Source organism: Salmonella sp. 32082101201600294FB01SM01 (genome assembly GCF_017572865.1).
Lineage (GTDB): Bacteria > Pseudomonadota > Gammaproteobacteria > Enterobacterales > Enterobacteriaceae > Salmonella > Salmonella enterica.
In genome coordinates this window covers 362,588-379,309 of the sequence record NZ_JAGESB010000002.1, presented here as the reverse complement: position 1 = coordinate 379,309, position 16,722 = coordinate 362,588, and the positions used below count along the sequence as shown (strand labels likewise).

At 52.1% G+C, this 16,722-nt stretch carries 15 protein-coding genes, 1 tRNA gene and 1 pseudogene; 14 read left to right on the top strand and 3 right to left on the bottom strand.

The genetic code is table 11. From position 1 onward, the window contains the following. Positions 1–221: 221 nt before the first annotated feature. Both sdhE and J4645_RS11570 read left to right on the top strand, forming a co-directional pair. Positions 222–488 (top strand): FAD assembly factor SdhE, encoded by a 267-nt coding sequence (gene sdhE / locus J4645_RS11575; protein WP_000351186.1) that lies wholly within the window; start codon positions 222–224, stop codon positions 486–488. Next, a complete protein-coding gene (locus tag J4645_RS11570; RefSeq protein ID WP_000244757.1) occupies positions 469–882 on the top strand; it encodes a protein YgfX in 414 nt (137 codons plus the stop codon). Before sdhE ends, J4645_RS11570 begins: the two co-directional genes overlap by 20 nt. Positions 883–934: 52 nt before the next feature. Here the strand turns inward: J4645_RS11570 and fldB are convergent, their stop codons facing one another. Further along, complete coding sequence (gene fldB / locus J4645_RS11565) at positions 935–1,456, bottom strand: flavodoxin FldB (protein ID WP_001055885.1); 522 nt, start codon at positions 1,454–1,456, stop codon at positions 935–937. Positions 1,457–1,568: 112 nt separating this feature from the next. On the opposite strand from fldB, the gene xerD reads away from it, so the two are divergent. The 5 genes from xerD to lysS all read left to right on the top strand — a co-directional run bounded on the left by xerD (position 1,569) and on the right by lysS (position 7,671). After that, positions 1,569–2,465 (top strand): site-specific tyrosine recombinase XerD, encoded by an 897-nt coding sequence (gene xerD, locus J4645_RS11560; protein ID WP_000434302.1) that lies wholly within the window; start codon positions 1,569–1,571, stop codon positions 2,463–2,465. 23 nt (positions 2,466–2,488) lie between these two features. After that, a complete protein-coding gene (gene dsbC / locus J4645_RS11555) occupies positions 2,489–3,202 on the top strand; it encodes a bifunctional protein-disulfide isomerase/oxidoreductase DsbC (protein ID WP_000745614.1) in 714 nt (237 codons plus the stop codon). A 5-nt stretch (positions 3,203–3,207) separates the two neighbouring features. Next, entirely contained in the window at positions 3,208–4,941 is a 1,734-nt protein-coding gene (recJ, locus tag J4645_RS11550) for a single-stranded-DNA-specific exonuclease RecJ (RefSeq protein WP_000813394.1), read from the top strand. 104 nt (positions 4,942–5,045) lie between these two features. Further along, positions 5,046–6,144, top strand: a protein-coding gene (gene prfB, locus J4645_RS11545; protein ID WP_010989230.1) for a peptide chain release factor 2 whose coding sequence is annotated in 2 segments (ribosomal slippage) — positions 5,046–5,120 and positions 5,122–6,144 — 1,098 coding nt in all. Because the reading frame shifts where the segments join, the coding sequence is not laid out codon by codon here. 9 nt (positions 6,145–6,153) lie between these two features. After that, the gene (gene lysS / locus J4645_RS11540) at positions 6,154–7,671 is read left to right on the top strand and encodes a lysine--tRNA ligase (RefSeq protein WP_000003339.1); all 1,518 of its coding nucleotides are present in this window, start codon (positions 6,154–6,156) and stop codon (positions 7,669–7,671) included. Positions 7,672–7,746: 75 nt separating this feature from the next. On the opposite strand, the gene idi is transcribed toward lysS, so the two are convergent. Beyond that, positions 7,747–8,292 (bottom strand): isopentenyl-diphosphate Delta-isomerase, encoded by a 546-nt coding sequence (idi, locus tag J4645_RS11535; protein ID WP_000133994.1) that lies wholly within the window; start codon positions 8,290–8,292, stop codon positions 7,747–7,749. 264 nt (positions 8,293–8,556) lie between these two features. On the opposite strand from idi, the gene actS reads away from it, so the two are divergent. After that, positions 8,557–9,315 carry an amidase activator ActS gene (gene actS / locus J4645_RS11530; protein WP_000244328.1) on the top strand — a complete coding sequence of 253 codons (759 nt, stop codon included), beginning with the start codon at positions 8,557–8,559 and terminating at the stop codon, positions 9,313–9,315. 79 nt (positions 9,316–9,394) lie between these two features. Beyond that, a tRNA-Gly gene (locus J4645_RS11525) sits at positions 9,395–9,468 on the top strand. A gap of 122 nt (positions 9,469–9,590) precedes the next feature. Here the strand turns inward: J4645_RS11525 and J4645_RS11520 are convergent. Next, entirely contained in the window at positions 9,591–10,397 is an 807-nt protein-coding gene (locus tag J4645_RS11520) for a DUF1460 domain-containing protein (protein WP_077905450.1), read from the bottom strand. Between the two features lie 190 nt (positions 10,398–10,587). On the opposite strand from J4645_RS11520, the pseudogene vapC reads away from it, so the two are divergent. The 5 genes and pseudogenes from vapC to stdB all read left to right on the top strand — a co-directional run. Beyond that, a pseudogene (vapC, locus tag J4645_RS11515) lies at positions 10,588–10,758 on the top strand (tRNA(fMet)-specific endonuclease VapC); the annotation flags it as partial. An 803-nt stretch (positions 10,759–11,561) separates the two neighbouring features. Beyond that, a complete protein-coding gene (locus J4645_RS11510; protein ID WP_001038499.1) occupies positions 11,562–12,098 on the top strand; it encodes an STM3031 family outer membrane protein in 537 nt (178 codons plus the stop codon). Positions 12,099–12,144: 46 nt separating this feature from the next. Next, positions 12,145–12,777: a YfdX family protein gene (locus J4645_RS11505; protein ID WP_000835269.1), complete on the top strand. Its 633-nt coding sequence runs from the start codon at positions 12,145–12,147 to the stop codon at positions 12,775–12,777. A gap of 718 nt (positions 12,778–13,495) precedes the next feature. Continuing rightward, positions 13,496–14,083, top strand: a complete 588-nt coding sequence (locus J4645_RS11500; RefSeq protein WP_058111556.1) for a fimbrial protein — start codon at positions 13,496–13,498, stop codon at positions 14,081–14,083. Between the two features lie 119 nt (positions 14,084–14,202). Next, positions 14,203–16,692 carry a fimbrial outer membrane usher protein StdB gene (stdB, locus tag J4645_RS11495; protein ID WP_023214403.1) on the top strand — a complete coding sequence of 830 codons (2,490 nt, stop codon included), beginning with the start codon at positions 14,203–14,205 and terminating at the stop codon, positions 16,690–16,692. Positions 16,693–16,722: the final 30 nt, after the last annotated feature.

The window sequence follows — 16,722 nt, the reverse complement described above, 5'->3', positions numbered from 1 at the left end:
AATGGTTAATGGTAAAAGAGCCATCGGTCATTGCAAGTGCTTTAAATAGCCCATTGAGAGCGGATTGATCGTTTTGCGAGGCGGTATCCAAAACGGATGAACGTATTGATTCCCAGCCTTTTATTTCGCGATCGCGTTCCAGATTACTGAGATTCCCGTAAAACAACGCCAAAAACACGTTACAATAGCCCGGTACTTCATTTTCGCGAGGCAGGAAGAACATGGATATTCACAATAAAGCACGTATTCACTGGGCATGTCGTCGCGGTATGCGCGAACTTGATATTTCCATCATGCCGTTTTTTGAACATGAGTACGATAGTTTAAGTGATGAAGAAAAGCGTATTTTTGTCCGTTTGTTGCAGAGTGATGACCCGGATTTATTTAACTGGTTAATGAATCACGGTAAACCGGCTGACGCTGAACTGGAACAGATGGTCCGACTCATTCAGACACGGAATCGGGAACGTGGTCCTGTGGCAATCTGATTTACGCGTCTCATGGCGCGCTCAGTGGATCTCATTGCTCATTCATGGGCTGGTTGCCGCGGTGATTTTATTGATGCCCTGGCCGCTGAGTTATACCCCGTTATGGATGATACTACTGTCGCTGGTCGTGTTTGACTGTGTACGTAGCCAGCGCAGGATTAATACCTGCCAGGGAGAGATCAAGCTACTCATGGACGGGCGCTTACGCTGGCAGGGGCAGGACTGGACGCTCTTGCGTCCGCCCTGGTTACTGAAGAGCGGGATGGTGTTGCGTTTACGCGCAGAGTCTGGACGTCATCAGCATTTATGGCTGGCGGCGGATAGCATGGAAGAAGCGGAATGGCGTGAGTTGCGTCGGATACTGTTACAGCAGCCGATATCGCGCCAACACTGACGGAACGGCGTAAACGCGGTTCCGTCGAGAGGGAAATACAGCGAGTAAGGTTTCAGGCGTAGTGTTCGGCCATTTCGCCGAGAATTTGTTCACACCAGGTCTGTATACGCTCATCGCTGAGATCGTACTGGTTCGTTTCATCCAGCGCCAGGCCGACAAACAGTTGCCCATCCGCAATGACCGGTTTATTGCTGGTAAATTCGTAGCCTTCTGTGGGCCAGTAGCCGACAAATTTAACGCCTTTGAGGGCAAGTTTGTCATGCAACATACCCAGCGCATCCAGGAACCACTCACCGTAGCCGAGCTGGTCGCCCATACCGTAAAGCGCAACGATTTTGCCTTCCAGATTGAGATCGTCCAGTTGCTCCCAGACGGCTTCCCAGTCCTCCTGAATTTCGCCAAAATCCCAGGTGGGAATGCCTAAAATGAGCACGTCGTACTGCTCCATTAAGGCGGGGGCGTCATCCTTAAGGTTATGTAATGTCACCAGCTCCGGGCCGAGGATATCGCGAATTTTCTCTGCGGCCATCTCGGTGTAGCACGTGCTGGAACCGTAAAAAAGACCCATGTTCATTACGTTACATCTCGATTCTGCTATAGCGTTGCGGGTAGTGTAACAGAATCGCTGCATTCACGGCACAATGAGGCATAATGCACCCAAAGTCAGCGTGAAGTGGGGAGCGCGAATGGAACAGGATTTAGCGCGTATTGAGCAGTTTCTGGATGCCCTGTGGCTGGAACGAAATCTGGCGGAAAATACATTAAGCGCGTATCGTCGCGATTTATCGATGGTCGTTGCGTGGTTGCATCATCGCGGAAAAACGCTTGCGACGGCGCAGGCTGATGATTTACAAACGCTGCTGGCTGAACGGGTGGAGGGCGGATACAAAGCGACCAGTTCCGCACGCCTGTTAAGCGCTATGCGGCGCTTTTTCCAGCATCTGTACCGTGAAAAGTATCGTGAGGATGATCCGAGCGCGCAGTTGGCCTCGCCTAAGCTTCCGCAGCGTTTACCGAAAGACCTTAGCGAGGCACAGGTTGAACGGCTCTTGCAGGCGCCGCTTATTGATCAACCTTTGGAGTTGCGCGATAAAGCTATGTTGGAAGTGCTGTATGCCACCGGTTTGCGCGTGTCGGAACTGGTGGGGCTGACAATGAGCGATATCAGTCTGCGGCAGGGCGTGGTGCGGGTTATCGGTAAAGGCAATAAAGAGCGGTTGGTGCCGTTAGGCGAAGAGGCGGTATATTGGCTGGAAACGTATCTGGAGCATGGGCGTCCCTGGTTACTCAATGGCGTATCGATTGACGTATTGTTCCCCAGCCAGCGTGCGCAGCAGATGACGCGGCAGACCTTCTGGCACCGTATTAAACATTATGCGGTACTGGCTGGAATCGATAGCGAAAAACTATCGCCGCATGTTTTACGTCACGCTTTCGCCACGCATTTGCTGAATCACGGCGCCGACTTGCGCGTTGTACAAATGCTACTTGGGCATAGCGATCTTTCGACGACACAAATTTATACGCATGTCGCAACGGAGCGTTTGCGTCAACTTCATCAACAGCACCATCCGCGGGCATGAGTGCTGACAGGAAAGGATAGTTTATGAAAAAGCGTTTTATGATGTTCACTTTACTGGCGGCGGCGTTTTCAGGCGTGGCCCATGCGGATGATGCGGCTATCCGTCAGTCGCTGGCTAAGCTGGGCGTTCAGAGTACGGAAATTCAGGCCTCGCCAGTGGCAGGAATGAAAACCGTCCTCACTCACAGCGGCGTACTGTACGTCACTGACGACGGCAAACATATTATTCAAGGGCCGATGTATGACGTGAGCGGCGCGCATCCGGTAAACGTGACGAACAAACTGCTGATGAGCCAGCTAAATGCGCTGGAAAAAGAGATGATCGTCTATAAAGCGCCGGATGAGAAACATGTCATTACTGTTTTTACCGATATCACCTGCGGCTATTGTCATAAGCTACATGAAGAGATGAAAGATTATAACGCGTTGGGGATCACGGTACGTTATCTGGCCTTCCCGCGCCAGGGGCTGGAAAGCCAGGCGGAGCAGGATATGAAATCTATCTGGTGCGCCAAAGACAAAAACAAAGCGTTTGATGACGCCATGGCAGGTAAGGGCGTGAAACCGGCAAGCTGTGACGTGAACATTGCTGATCATTATGCGTTGGGCGTGCAGTTGGGCGTTAGCGGTACGCCAGCCATTGTATTGAGTAACGGCTATGTGGTGCCTGGCTATCAGGGACCGAAAGAGATGAAAGCGTTTCTTGATGAGCATCAAAAACAGACCAGTGGTAAATAATACGCGTGAAACAACAGAGACAACTTCGTCGGCGTGAGGCTGATGAGACAGCGGAACTCCCCGCCGATCTTCCTCCATTACTACGACGTTTATATGCCAGCCGGGGCGTTCGTAGCGCCCGCGAACTGGAGCGCAGCGTGAAAGGAATGCTGCCCTGGCAACAGCTTAGCGGCATAGATAACGCGGTGGAGATCCTCTACAACGCCTTTCGCGAAGGTACCCGCATTATTGTTGTTGGCGATTTTGACGCCGACGGCGCGACCAGTACTGCGCTAAGCGTATTGGGAATGCGTGCGTTGGGATGTGACAACATCAGTTATCTGGTGCCTAATCGCTTTGAAGATGGCTACGGTTTAAGCCCGGAAGTGGTCGATCAGGCGAAGGCGCGCGGCGCGCAGCTTATCGTCACCGTAGACAACGGCATTTCATCCCACGCCGGCGTAGCGCATGCAAAGACGTTGGGGATTCCGGTGATCGTGACCGATCACCACCTGCCAGGCGACACGTTGCCGGATGCCGAAGCGATTATTAATCCTAATCTGCGCGACTGCGAATTCCCGTCTAAGTCGCTGGCGGGCGTCGGCGTGGCGTTTTACCTGATGCTGGCGTTGCGAACATTTTTGCGCGACAAAGGATGGTTCGACGAGCGCAACATCGCGCCGCCGAATCTGGCGGAGCTGCTGGATTTAGTGGCGTTGGGAACGGTAGCAGACGTTGTGCCGCTGGACGCTAACAACCGTATTCTGACCTGGCAAGGGCTAAGTCGTATTCGTGCCGGGAAATGCCGTCCGGGAATTAAAGCGTTGCTGGAGATATCGAATCGCGATCCGCAGCAGCTTGCCGCCAGTGATTTAGGCTTCGCGTTGGGGCCTCGCCTGAATGCCGCCGGCAGGCTGGATGATATGTCCGTTGGCGTGGCGTTACTGTTGTGCGACAACCTCGGCGAAGCGCGTGTTCTGGCCAGCGAGCTGGATGCGCTTAACCAGACGCGCAAAGAAATAGAGCAGGGGATGCAGGCGGAAGCGCTTATCCTGTGCGAAAAGCTTGAGCGCAGTAGTGAAACGCTTCCGGGCGGTCTGGCGATGTATCATCCTGAATGGCATCAGGGCGTGGTCGGAATTCTGGCGTCGCGCATTAAAGAGCGTTTTCACCGCCCGGTGATCGCCTTTGCGCCTGCGGGCGACGGCACGCTAAAAGGCTCAGGCCGTTCGATTCAGGGGTTGCATATGCGCGATGCGCTGGAAAGGCTGGATACGCTTTACCCTGATCTGATGATCAAGTTCGGCGGTCATGCGATGGCGGCGGGATTGTCGCTGGAAGAGCATAAATTCGAGCAGTTTCAGCAACGTTTTGGCGAGCTGGTAACGGAATGGCTCGATCCTGCCCTGTTGCAAGGCGAAGTGATCTCCGATGGTCCATTAAGCGCGGCGGAGATGTCTATGGAAGTGGCGCAACTGTTGCGGGATGCCGGACCGTGGGGGCAAATGTTCCCGGAACCGTTATTCGATGGTCGTTTCCGTCTGCTACAACAGCGTCTGGTGGGCGAGCGCCACCTCAAGGTGATGGTGGAGCCCGTCGGCGGCGGCCCGCTGTTGGATGGCATCGCATTTAATATTGATACGACCTGTTGGCCGGATAACGGCGTGCGGGAGGTAGAACTGGCTTATAAACTGGACATTAACGAGTTTCGCGGCAACCGTAGTTTACAGATTATTATCGATGATATTTGGCCGCTATGATCGGGGCGATTTAACAACACTTTCGCTGTAATTAAGGGGCGAAATCCGCTAATATTTCGCCCTTATAACCGCATTTTGACAAGTCAAATAAAAGAAATCAGACCATGTTTGAAATTAACCCGGTGAATAACCGCATTCAGGACCTCACGGAACGCACCAACGTTCTTAGGGGGTATCTTTGACTACGATGCTAAGAAAGAGCGTCTGGAAGAAGTAAACGCCGAGCTGGAACAGCCGGATGTCTGGAACGAACCTGAGCGCGCGCAGGCGCTGGGAAAAGAGCGTTCATCGCTCGAAGCGATCGTCGATACGCTTGATCAAATGACTCAGGGGCTGGACGACGTTTCCGGGCTGCTGGAACTGGCGGTAGAAGCTGACGACGAAGAGACGTTTAACGAAGCCGTCGCGGAGCTGAATACGCTGGAAGAGAAACTGGCGCAGTTGGAATTCCGCCGGATGTTCTCCGGCGAGTACGATAGCGCCGATTGCTATCTCGATATTCAGGCCGGTTCTGGTGGTACTGAAGCGCAGGACTGGGCCAGCATGTTGCTGCGTATGTATCTGCGTTGGGCGGAAGCGCGCGGCTTCAAGACGGAAGTCATTGAAGAGTCGGAAGGGGAAGTCGCCGGCATTAAGTCCGCGACTATCAAAATCTCCGGCGAATATGCCTATGGCTGGCTGCGCACTGAAACCGGCGTACATCGTCTGGTGCGTAAAAGCCCGTTTGACTCCGGCGGTCGCCGTCATACCTCGTTTAGCTCCGCGTTTGTGTACCCGGAAGTGGACGACGATATCGATATCGACATTAACCCGGCGGATCTGCGTATCGACGTCTATCGCGCGTCTGGCGCAGGCGGTCAGCACGTTAACCGTACTGAATCCGCAGTGCGTATCACCCATATTCCCACCGGGATTGTGACGCAGTGCCAGAACGACCGTTCGCAGCACAAAAACAAAGACCAGGCCATGAAGCAGATGAAAGCGAAGCTTTATGAACTGGAGATGCAGAAAAAGAACGCTGAAAAACAGGCGATGGAAGACACTAAGTCCGATATCGGCTGGGGAAGCCAGATTCGTTCCTATGTCCTGGACGATTCCCGCATTAAAGACCTGCGTACTGGGGTGGAAACCCGCAATACACAGGCGGTACTGGACGGTAGTCTGGATCAATTTATCGAAGCAAGTTTGAAAGCAGGGCTATGAGGAATCAACATGTCTGAACAAAACGCACAGGGCGCTGACGAGGTAGTCGATCTTAACAATGAAATGAAGGCACGTCGCGAGAAGCTGGCTGCACTGCGTGAGCAGGGTATCCCGTTCCCGAACGATTTCCGTCGTGACCGTACCTCAGACCAACTGCACGCAGAGTTTGACGCGAAAGAAGCTGAAGAACTGGAAGCGCTGAATATTGAAGTGTCCGTCGCGGGCCGTATGATGACTCGCCGTATTATGGGTAAAGCCTCTTTTGTTACCCTGCAAGACGTAGGCGGCCGCATTCAGCTGTATGTGGCGCGCGATGATCTGCCGGAAGGCGTTTACAACGAGCAGTTCAAGAAGTGGGATCTTGGCGATATCCTCGGCGCGAAAGGTAAGCTGTTCAAAACCAAAACCGGCGAGCTGTCTATCCACTGCACCGAACTGCGCCTGCTGACGAAAGCGCTGCGTCCGTTGCCGGATAAATTCCACGGCCTGCAGGACCAGGAAGCGCGCTATCGCCAGCGTTATCTGGATCTCATCTCTAACGATGAATCCCGTAACACCTTCAAAACCCGTTCGAAGATCCTGGCCGGTATTCGCCAGTTTATGGTTGCTCGCGGCTTTATGGAAGTCGAAACGCCGATGATGCAGGTGATCCCAGGCGGCGCGTCTGCCCGTCCGTTTATCACCCATCACAACGCGCTGGATCTGGACATGTACCTGCGTATCGCGCCGGAACTGTACCTCAAGCGTCTGGTGGTTGGCGGCTTCGAACGCGTATTCGAAATTAACCGTAACTTCCGTAACGAAGGCATCTCCGTGCGCCATAATCCTGAGTTCACCATGATGGAACTCTATATGGCGTATGCGGACTACAAAGACCTGATCGAACTGACGGAGTCTCTGTTCCGTACGCTGGCGCAGGATGTTCTGGGCACCACCCAGGTTCCGTACGGTGATGAAGTGTTTGACTTCGGTAAGCCGTTCGAAAAACTGACCATGCGTGAAGCGATCAAGAAATATCGTCCGGAAACGGATATGGCTGATCTGGACAACTTCGACTCCGCGAAGGCGATTGCTGAAAGCATCGGCATTCACGTCGAGAAGAGCTGGGGGCTGGGCCGTATCGTCACTGAGATCTTTGACGAAGTCGCTGAAGCGCATCTGATTCAGCCGACCTTCATCACTGAATATCCGGCTGAAGTGTCTCCGCTGGCGCGTCGTAATGATGTGAACCCGGAAATCACTGACCGCTTCGAGTTCTTTATCGGCGGTCGTGAAATCGGTAATGGCTTTAGCGAGTTGAACGATGCGGAAGACCAGGCGCAGCGTTTCCTGGATCAGGTTAATGCAAAAGCGGCGGGCGATGACGAAGCCATGTTCTACGACGAAGACTACGTGACGGCGCTGGAACACGGTTTACCGCCGACAGCGGGTCTGGGAATTGGCATCGACCGTATGGTGATGCTGTTTACTAACAGCCACACGATTCGCGACGTTATTCTGTTCCCGGCGATGCGTCCGGTGAAATAAGATGTAAATTGCCGGATGGGGCATTAGCCGCCATCCGGCATCTCTTCGTTCAGACGTAGCGCCATCAGGCAATCTTTAACGCTGGCAGTAATTGAGCAGTCGTTCACGCGCTTGTTCGTCTGACGCTTGCATGACCATCCACGGGCTAAATGCCCACGGCGTAGCGAGAAGGCTTTTCCATACGCTTTTAAATTCGCTCCACTGATAGTCCATCACCTCTTCGCTGTTAACCTGCAACACACTGGTTGCCCGCGCGGCAAATACCGGACAGACTTCATTTTCCACAATACCGTTTGGATCTGTCGCCCGATAGCTGAAGTGCGGATAGACGGGGGTGAGATCGGTAATTTCCACGCCGAGTTCGAACCGACAACGGCGGATGATCGCCTCTTCGGTGGTTTCGCCTTGTTGCGGATGACCGCAAACCGAATTCGTCCACACGCCTGGCCAGGCTTTTTTGCTCAGCGACCGTCGTGTTACCAGCAACTGACCATCTTCGTTAAATAGCCAGCAGGAGAAAGCCAGATGCAAAGGCGTATTAAGCGTATGAGCCGCATACTTTTCCAGTGTGCCGGAAGGCTTATCCTGCTCATCCAATAAAACGACATGTTCCTCAGTCATGAAAGCTCCTGAAAATTAAAATGACCCAGCAGCATGGCCAGGCCATATACTCAGACGATCAGCGTAGCGCATAACAGAAAGAAAGGCATTACCAAAACAGGCCCTGACAGAACGCAGACGAGCGCCATTGCGCCGTGAGTCGATATTATGCTGGCATATCGGATATTCGCGGCATCATCATCCGCGCGGACCCTTTCCGGCGTCAATGGATTGGGCATACGGCATTTGGCTGCTATCATAAGGCGTCTGTCAATAGAGTGAGGAATGGTTTTGAGCGCAGGACGCCTGAACAAAAATAGCCTGGGTATTGCGGTGCTGTTATGCACAGGGCTGCTGCTGGCGGGGTGTTCCAGTAATTCCGGCTCAGGAACGTATTCCGGCTCCGTCTATACCGTTAAGCGCGGCGATACGTTGTATCGTATATCGCGCGCCACGGGAACCAGCGTGAAAGAACTGGCCCGACTGAATGGCATTTCTCCGCCTTATACTATTGAGGTGGGGCAGCGAATTAAAGTGCGCGGCAGTGCAAAGAGTAGCAGTTCAACACGCAAAACCAGCAATAAAACAGCAACAAAAACTGCCGCGGTCAGACCGTCATCTTCGGTGCCAAAATCCTCCTGGCCGCCGGTGGGGCAGCGCTGTTGGGTATGGCCTGCCAACGGTAAAGTGATTTTACCTTATTCCACCGCGGAGGGCGGAAATAAGGGGATCGATATTGCGGGCGCGCGCGGAACGCCTGTTTATGCGGCGGGAGCGGGTAAAGTTGTCTATGTCGGGAACCAGCTGCGCGGTTACGGCAATCTCATCATGATTAAGCACAATGAAGATTACATTACGGCTTACGCTCATAATGACACCATGCTGGTTAATAATGGACAAAGCGTTAAAGCGGGGCAAAAAATCGCTACGATGGGCAGCACGGATGCCGCATCCGTAAGACTGCACTTCCAGATTCGCTACCGGGCGACGGCCATCGATCCGCTGCGTTATCTGCCGCCGCAGGGGAGTAAACCGAAGTGCTGACGGTGAATTAATCGCCAGTCAGCCAGTAAGTCTCTTGCCAACCAGAGCGTAAGGTTTATAATGCCTTACGCATCTCAAAGCGGGCGTAGTTCAATGGTAGAACGAGAGCTTCCCAAGCTCTATACGAGGGTTCGATTCCCTTCGCCCGCTCCAGACAAATATCTACTAAATCCACAAATTTACAGCCATTTTTCCTGTACTGCCCCACAGTACACAGGGTTTCAATGCCTATGTCGGACGGCTATTATCCGCTGGCGACTCCGGTAATGACTTTATCATTCAGCCCGCAGCACAACGATGCCCGGTCTGGAATGCATGTATTCCATAAACGGTGTATCCACCACTTTTCTGTTTGCGGCCAATGAGGAGGCGTTCCTGAACCACACCTGTTCATCATGACGAACTACGATACCCACATGTGAAACGTCCAGCCCGTCAAGCGGGGAGTAGACACCGATATAATCCCCGTTTTTTAGGTGGTTCATGACCTGCTGGTTGATGGCTCTTCCGGGAATGTAATTTATTTTACGAGGATGGATGCCCAGACCAGGAATGTACTCGCTGCCATCAGGTTTATGGTTAAGCTGCTTGTCAACAACGACATAATCAGGGCTGATATCCGGCGTTACATCCCGTGCATTACGCGGTGCTGCGGCGAACCAGTCAGAGAAGAAGTGCCGGCGGCTGAGATAAGCAACTTTGCCCGCGGCGTAGCGAGTCCTGGCAAGATTATGCAGAAACGATTTCTGATTATCGCTGCGGGCCAGGGCCTCAACGTAATCAGCCAGGGTAAAGCAGTCCACGCCGTTGAAATTCGCTACAAGGACTTCGGGTGTGCCGGGCCCACCGATGAGCGTATTTGCCTGATAAGGTGTTCCGAGAAAAGCAGACGATACGCGGCTGATAACTTCTCCATGGTTTTCGCCTTTATAAGGAATGACATCCGACTGGATAATCCGGCTTACTTTTTCTGCCGTAACGCTGTCCATGCTGGTCTGATATTTTTCTGTGCCAGGGACGGTACAGGCCGTCAGATGCGCCGACATAAGCAAAATTGTCCATGTATTTACCTTCATTATCATCTCCGGAAAGGTTCAAATCCCTTTTTTACCTTTACCGGAAATGGTTGTGATGGATACAGAAAAACGCCAGAGGTTGATTACAGGTTGAGTAATATGAACGCTGATGATGATAAATGTGAAGATCATCATACGACTTTATTCGCAGTTGTTTTTTGCCTGATCGTCAAAGCCAACATGCCCCTTCAGGCTGGCGATACATACCGGTCAAATCCGTGCCGAACTGGCCCGCAAGGGAACACCTGTCGGGCCTTATGACCAGATGATTGCTGGCCATGCCCGTAGCCGCGGACTGGTCGTCGTCACAAACAATCTCCGCGAGTTTGAACGCATTCCGGGTATCCGAATCGAAGACTGGTGCTAATTTCTGCATCAGATGTTATCCCCGGATTCAAACTCTTTTCCGGATTTAGTGGCACAGTCAGTTTGGTTACCTGCTTAATGGTGGTTTGCATCACATTTTTAGCTGGTGGTATTTTTTTATGTTGACTGGAGATACCTGCCAACAGCATAACTTTTACGGCCAGATAATAAATAAAAGAGTACCAAAATGTCGTATTCTGACATGTTTACGAAGGGAGTACCGCTCCCTTCTTTTTTTGTTTCCTGGATACTCACTGAACAATGCCGTTACTGCCCGATAACTGCCGCATCCCCTCTCCATAGCCTTTTCCTGCAACTAAGTCACAGACGTTGGTTTACCAGGCCGATATGACTTCTTTCCCGTTATATACCCTTCATACTTCAAGTGGCTTATGTGTTGACTACGGATTACTCGGCCCATCATGGGCCTCGCCCTGACGGGCCGTCGCACGCGACGTTCAAATCTGCTCCCGGCAGATTTGTCGCTCACCCCAGTCACAGAGTTATCTATGCTCCTGGGGACTCACTCCCTTGCCGCCTTTAAGCAACTCAAATTATTTTGGGTATATATCAGTGAACTTCTATTTTTGTCAGTTTTTATTTTTCAGTTTATTTATTATTAAATACTGTTTCTGGCCTGGATATATTTTCGTGAATAGCCTCCCGACAGCCGCAGACAAAGATATTTGCTGGCGTAACAGCGCTCATAATTTAAAAGATTTATTTATAGTTTGTTATCACGGAAAGATTTTAACTTAATACATGCCAGTAAGGCATCAGGTAAAAATAACCGGAGAGAAGAAGATGAACAAAATGCTATTAGCCGGAAGTGCCGGTATTGTTCTGCTGTCTGCTGCAGCCAGTCCGGTATGGGCAGACGATAATGCCAGTACATTTTCGCTTGGATACGCCCAGTCCCATACTAATCACGCCGGGACGTTGCGTGGGGTTCGGCTGGCAAACAACTATGAAATGTCACCGGACTGGGGGCTGACAACCTCATTTGCCTGGCTAAATGGAAGCCAGCGCTATTCCGATGAAAGCAGTAATGGTCGTGTAACAACCCGTTATTACTCCCTGCTTGCAGGCCCTTCATGGAAAATAAATAACCAGTTAAGCCTGTATAGTCAAGTGGGCCCCGTATTATTGCATCAGCGTGATCACGGAATAAATGAGTCTGACAGTAAGGTCGGATATGGTTATTCTGCAGGCGTGGCTTATACCCCGGTCAGTAATGTCGCTATAAATCTGGGTTATGAGGGTGCGGATTTTGATGCTACCCATAACAGCGGAAGCCTTAATAGCAACGGCTTTAATCTTGGCGTGGGTTACCGGTTCTGAATAGGATAATTCGATAAAAAATGTTACTTTGTGGAGATGATGGATTATGAAAAGCCATATTATGCCAGGCGTTGCGCTGATGGTTATCCTGTTTTCAGGAAATGTTATGGCCGCAACAAACATGACTGATAATGTTACTCTGAATAATGACAAGATATCCGGACAGGCCTGGCAGGCCATGCGTGATATCGGAATGTCGCGATTCGAGTTGTTTAATGGTCGAACCCAAAAGGCGGAACAACTGGCTGCGCAAGCAGAAAAACTCCTGAACGATGACAGCACTGACTGGAACCTGTATGTCAAATCAGATAAAAAAGCCCCAGTTGAAGGAGACCGCTATATTCGGATAAATTCATCGATTACGGTAGCCGAAGATTATCTCCCTGCGGGGCAGAAAAATGATGCTATTAATAAAGCAAACCAGAAAATGAAAGAAGGAGATAAAAAAGGGACTATAGAGGCCCTGAAACTAGCAGGCGTCAGTATGATTGAAAATCAGGAACTCATTCCTCTTCAGCAAACCCGTAAGGATGTGACCACAGCGCTTTCCTTGATGAACGAAGGAAAATACTATCAGGCAGGTCTGATACTGAAATCAGCTCAGGATGGCATAATTGTGGATTCTCAGTCAGTTCAGGAATTACCCACGGCCCCCGTGCAGCACGATTCCGCGCATTAATATCCCCCAGCCTGCTGTATATATTACAGCAGGCAGCATTATGTCTGACAGCTATTACCAGTTTGTTCTTTGCTGTCGGCATTGCTTTTAAATTTCATCCGTGAAGTTCAGTAATGTCAGGGTACCTGCATTCATATCTATTGTGATGCTCATCACAAATACAGAAGAATATCATTTCATTTATTATTTTTTATCCCTTCCGCTTATGATGGTTCATAATGATTTATTAAGTTAATGTTTTGGAATTAAATGCCTTTTACTTGCGTTATATCTAGTTTTTTATGCTACCAGTAGTTTTATTGTTATATATGGTTAGTATTATGTTTTGTAAATATCCAGTGTGATGGAAAAGCAAAACATACATTCCCGATAACATATTACAAAATATTTCATGTCCGCTGCGAATATCTGTCTGTTAGGTATTCATCCGCTTATAATTACATTAAAAAGTATTTCTTTGATGATTATTCTTAAATTACGATCATAATCATCGATCGTATCGATCTATTTTTATTGTTTTAATTTGAATAAGAATTTTCTTACAACTGATTAGGCATTAGCTGAAATCAATATTTTTCGATGGAAAGTTCAGGTGCTTCGTTTAACACCCGGCGTTTATTATTCATACGAATCTTTTCTGAACGCTTTCATTAATACCCTCAGATTTGTTTTCAGCCTTTGCAAAATAATTCTCATTCACCCAAAGGACATATTATCTATGCGTAATAAAATAATACTTGCCATGGCGGCTGCCGGTATGATGTATGGCGCTTCTGTATATGCAGTCGATCCACCAACAGCAGGCCCGTTCGGCTCAGGTAAAATTCTTTTCACTGGTACCATCACCAACTCACCCTGTGATATCGCACCGGGCGACGATGCGATCACCGTTCCGTTTGGACAGATTTCTTACCGTAAACTGAATACCGCCGACGCAACCACGGACTCAAAACCGTTCACCATTCATCTGCAGAACTGTGCTTTCGATCCGAATGATGCAGGTTCAAATCCTGCTGGCTCCGCAGGGAAAATGTCTAAAGTAACCGTCTCTTTCAGTGGCACAGCTGATACCTCAGGTAAAGCTTACGTCAGCACCGGCAGTGCCCAGCATGTTGGTGTGCAGCTTCTGAAAAGTGACAATACCTCACTGATTACACCCAATACCCCGATGCCGGATGGCGAAGCTCAGCAACTGCAAGCCGGGAATAACGAACTTAACTTCTTTGCCCGCCTGATAGCCCTGACAAATGCCGCAACTCCTGGCGATGTTAACGCATCTGTCACCTACACACTGAAATACCTGTGATTTTACGCGGTAAATAACGACAGGGAGAAGCCGTCCACGGAGGGGTTCGGACGGCTTTTATATCTGACCATGCCTGCGGGCTGTCTGTTACACGGACGACAACACGAAAGCGCCATGCCATGAAAATTACCCGGCTTGCCATTCTGATTACCCTGACATTTTCCGTCCTGAAGTCGCAGGCCACGGAGTTCAATGCCAGCCTGCTGGACAGCGGGAACCTGTCTAAGGTGGACCTCACGGCCTTCAGCCGCGAGGGGTATGTGGCGCCCGGTAACTATATTCTCGATATCTGGCTCAATGACCAGCCGGTACGGGAACAGTATCCGGTCAGAGTTGTACCGGTTGCCGGACGCGACGCGGCCGTCATCTGTGTGACAACAGACATGGTGGCCATGCTGGGTCTTAAGGATAAGATTATTCATGGCCTGAAACCCGTTACCGGTATCCCGGACGGGCAATGCCTTGAGCTGCGCTCCGCTGACAGTCAGGTACGGTACAGCGCTGAAAATCAGCGTCTGACCTTCATTATTCCCCAGGCCTGGATGCGATATCAGGACCCGGACTGGGTCCCCCCTTCACGCTGGAGCGACGGCGTCACCGCCGGCCTGCTCGATTACAACCTGATGGTCAACCGCTATATGCCGCAGCAGGGGGAAACCTCTACCAGCTACAGCCTCTACGGCACCGCCGGGTTTAATCTCGGCGCCTGGCGGTTGCGGAGCGATTACCAGTACAGCCGTTTTGACAGTGGGCAGGGCGCATCACAGTCCGATTTTTATCTGCCGCAGACGTATCTGTTCCGTGCCCTGCCAGCACTGCGCTCAAAACTGACGCTCGGACAGACGTACCTCAGCTCCGCTATTTTTGACTCCTTCCGCTTTGCCGGGCTCACTTTGGCCAGCGATGAGCGCATGCTGCCGCCCTCTCTTCAGGGGTATGCCCCGAAAATCAGCGGCATTGCGAACAGTAATGCACAGGTTACCGTCAGCCAGAATGGCCGCATTCTGTACCAGACCCGGGTGTCGCCGGGGCCTTTTGAGCTTCCCGACCTGAGCCAGAATATCAGCGGCAACCTGGATGTCAGCGTCCGGGAAAGCGACGGTAGCGTCCGGACCTGGCAGGTCAACACGGCCAGCGTCCCCTTTATGGTACGCCAGGGACAGGTTCGCTATAAGGTGGCCGCCGGACGTCCGCTGTACGGCGGGACGCATAACAACAGCACGGTCAGCCCTGACTTTCTGCTCGGGGAGGCCACCTGGGGAGCATTTAACAACACGTCGCTGTATGGCGGCCTCATTGCCTCCACCGGCGACTACCAGTCCGCGGCGCTCGGGATCGGCCAGAATATGGGGCTGCTGGGCGCTCTGTCTGCGGACGTCACCCGCTCAGATGCGCGGTTGTCGCATGGGCAGAAGCAGTCCGGTTACAGCTACCGTATCAACTATGCCAAAACGTTTGATAAAACCGGCAGTACCCTGGCGTTCGTCGGATACCGCTTCTCGGACCGCCATTTTCTGTCCATGCCGGAGTACCTGCAGCGTCGGGCCACCGACGGCGGCGATGCATGGCATGAAAAACAGAGCTACACCGTGACTTATAGCCAGTCCGTTCCGGTACTCAATATGAGCGCTGCCCTCTCGGTAAGCCGGCTCAATTACTGGAATGCGCAGTCCAACAATAACTACATGCTCAGCTTCAACAAAGTGTTCAGTCTCGGCGACCTTCAGGGGCTCTCGGCCTCGGTGTCGTTTGCCCGTAACCAGTACACCGGCGGGGGGAGCCAGAACCAGGTCTACGCCACCATCAGTATCCCGTGGGGAGACAGCCGCCAGGTGAGTTACAGCGTACAGAAAGATAACCGGGGCGGCCTGCAGCAGACCGTGAATTACAGCGATTTCCATAACCCGGACACCACATGGAACATCAGCGCCGGTCATAACCGCTATGACACCGGCAGTAACAGCAGCTTCAGCGGCAGCGTGCAGAGCCGTCTGCCGTGGGGCCAGGCGGCAGCGGACGCCACCCTGCAGCCCGGGCAGTACCGCAGCCTGGGCCTGAGCTGGTACGGCTCGGTGACCGCCACCGCCCACGGCGCCGCCTTCAGCCAGTCGATGGCCGGGAATGAGCCCCGCATGATGATAGATACCGGAGACGTGGCCGGTGTACCGGTGAACGGCAACAGCGGGGTGACCAACCGCTTCGGGGTGGGCGTGGTGAGCGCCGGCAGCAGCTATCGGCGCAGCGATATTTCGGTTGATGTGGCCGCCCTGCCGGAGGACGTGGACGTCAGCAGCTCCGTCATCAGCCAGGTGCTGACGGAGGGCGCGGTGGGCTACCGGAAGATTGACGCCAGCCAGGGGGAGCAGGTGCTCGGTCATATCCGGCTGGCTGATGGCGCCAGTCCACCGTTTGGCGCTCTGGTAGTGTCCGGGAAAAGCGGCAGAACCGCGGGGATGGTCGGAGATGACGGTCTGGCCTACCTGACAGGCCTCAGCGGGGAAGACCGCCGGACCCTGAACGTGTCCTGGGATGGCCGGGTGCAGTGCAGACTCACCCTGCCGGAAACGGTGACACTCAGTCGGGGGCCGCTGTTACTGCCCTGCAGATAAAAATATCCCTGTCACAGAGCAGGACTAACG